Source organism: Streptomyces sp. NPDC029152 (assembly GCF_055564355.1).
In genome coordinates, this window is the sequence record NZ_JBVHWR010000063.1 from 1 (window position 1) to 1,871 (window position 1,871).

Sequence of the window (1,871 nt, forward strand, 5' to 3'; positions counted from 1 at the left end):
TACGCGGCCACCAGCAGAAATCTGTCTTCCAGCGGCAGGCCCCAGGGCCGGCCTCTGCGCACCGGGTCGGCGCCCTCCCGCCGCAACGCGGTCACAATTTTCGTGAACTGTCGTGGGCTCAGCCGTGGGCTCAGCCCGGTGAACGGGGCTCTCCAGAAGGGTTCCGACGCCGTGATCACACCAGCCACGGCGAGATCGTCTCACCTTAATCATGCTTCAGGGCCCGCAGCCTCTGGCGGGACGGTATCTCGATCGCCCGGACGGCTTCCGCGTGAGATCCTCCGCCCGTGGCTACGGAGACCGAGGTGGGGGAGCTGTTGCACCAGCGCGGCTGGCGAACGGCGTTCACGGTCACTGAAAGGGTGAACGCGTGGGCCGCCCTGGTCAGCGCCATCGAGCGCGGCTACAGCGACGACATCTACGAGTACACCAACGACCTCTACTGCCGGAACTGGCTGCACGAGGCATGGATCCTGCTGGACGAACACATCGTCCAGCTCTGGACCCCGCGGATCAAAGCTCTGGACGACCGGTACAGGGCCGCGACCGTCGACGACGACGGCCAAGCACTCGACCAGTTCCACAGGCTGCCCTGCCCCGACCTGTGGTGGTGGCGGCGACACCCGCGCATCCTCACCGGAGACCTCGGGCGTTCCCTTCGCTCGGCCGGCGCCATCGGCACCGACCCTGACGCAGCATGACCCTCAGCCTCGTGGGCTTACGGGACAACCTTTAGTGCCTTTGAGTCGCTGAACGTGGCATGAGAATGACAGGAAGACGAGGGAAGGTGACGAAGGCCACACCTTTCCCAGGTTTGGGAGCACCCAAGATCAACCCACGATCGAGTGAATAACCTCAACTCGCCAGATATTCAAGGCAGTTATTGCTAAAGCAGTCGAGTCGTCCCCCTCCCCCGATGCTGCCTCACCTCACGCCGTGGTCCGCAGCTCAGCGGACTGCGGCACGGCAGCCGCCGTACCGGCCTGACGGGCAGCGCGCTCCGCACGGGCCCGGCGCAGGGCCGCGGCGTGGGACACGTCGGCCTGACGGCGGCGCTCGCTGCGGGCCTGCTCGATCGGCGCCAGCTGGTCATAGGCCGCAGCCTCCGGCTCGGGAAACGCCTGGCGGCTGAGCGCCCGCATCGCCCGCGTCTGCCTATCCACCGCCTCCACGATCGACGGGTCCACGCGGCGCGTGGGCGTGACGGCCTGGTGCGCGGCAGTAGCCCTCGGACGCGGTCTCCCTGGTCTTCGCCAGGCCGATGGGCGCGGTAGGGGCTGGGCTTGCCGAGACGACGTCGGCCGGACCGGGCGCGGTTACGGCGCCGGGCGGCAGGATCCGCAGAAAGTTCACGACGGTTCGGCCCGACGCCTTGTTGGCGGCCGCAATGAGACGGGTCTGCTCCAGGCGAGCCTTCGTCGCCCAGGCCGACGACTCCGGGCACACCGTGAGCCGGCCGGAGCCCGAGTCGTACGACACAGCGGCGACATGCCCGGCGAGCTCGGGGGTGATGACCACCCACCGCTCCCGCAGCCTCGCGCCGACCGCTCCCAGGCCCGCTCGGTGACCAGCGCGCCGATCGCCGCTCCGAGGCCCATTGGCTCGCGCCCGTCGCGCCGCACCGTCGTGACGGCCTGCGACTTCTTCTTCGCCTTCTGACCAGCGCCGTTCTTGCGGGCCGCCTCCATCGCGGTCCGCAGAGCGACCCGGGCCAGGTCGGACTAGGTCGACGCCGGAGGTCTCACCGCCGCTCGTGCCTGCTCCCAAGTGGTGTAGCCGAGGTCCAGGTGCCCGAGGCCCGCGAGGCGCTGCGCCTGGTCCACGAAGGTGCTGGTGAACAGGCGCCGGGCCGAGGTCTCGCCGTACCGGTC

3 protein-coding genes and 1 pseudogene are annotated in these 1,871 nt (G+C 69.3%); 1 reads left to right on the plus strand and 3 read right to left on the minus strand.

The genetic code is table 11. The features are described 5' to 3' along the window. Positions 1-188: pseudogene (locus tag ACZ4V6_RS36510) on the minus strand (IS5/IS1182 family transposase); the annotation flags it as partial. 99 nt (positions 189-287) lie between these two features. Here ACZ4V6_RS36510 and ACZ4V6_RS36515 point away from each other — a divergent pair. Then, on the plus strand, positions 288-701 hold the full coding sequence (locus tag ACZ4V6_RS36515) for a hypothetical protein (protein WP_467835579.1): 414 nt from the start codon (positions 288-290) through the stop codon (positions 699-701). Positions 702-929: 228 nt separating this feature from the next. Here ACZ4V6_RS36515 and ACZ4V6_RS36520 read toward each other — a convergent pair whose 3' ends face one another. Continuing rightward, positions 930-1,163, minus strand: coding sequence for a hypothetical protein (locus ACZ4V6_RS36520; protein ID WP_467835582.1), 234 nt, complete (start codon positions 1,161-1,163; stop codon positions 930-932). Beyond that, positions 1,156-1,518, minus strand: coding sequence for a DciA family protein (locus ACZ4V6_RS36525; protein ID WP_467835584.1), 363 nt, complete (start codon positions 1,516-1,518; stop codon positions 1,156-1,158). The genes ACZ4V6_RS36520 and ACZ4V6_RS36525 overlap by 8 nt, the downstream gene beginning before the upstream one ends. Between the last annotated feature and the right edge of the window lie 353 nt (positions 1,519-1,871).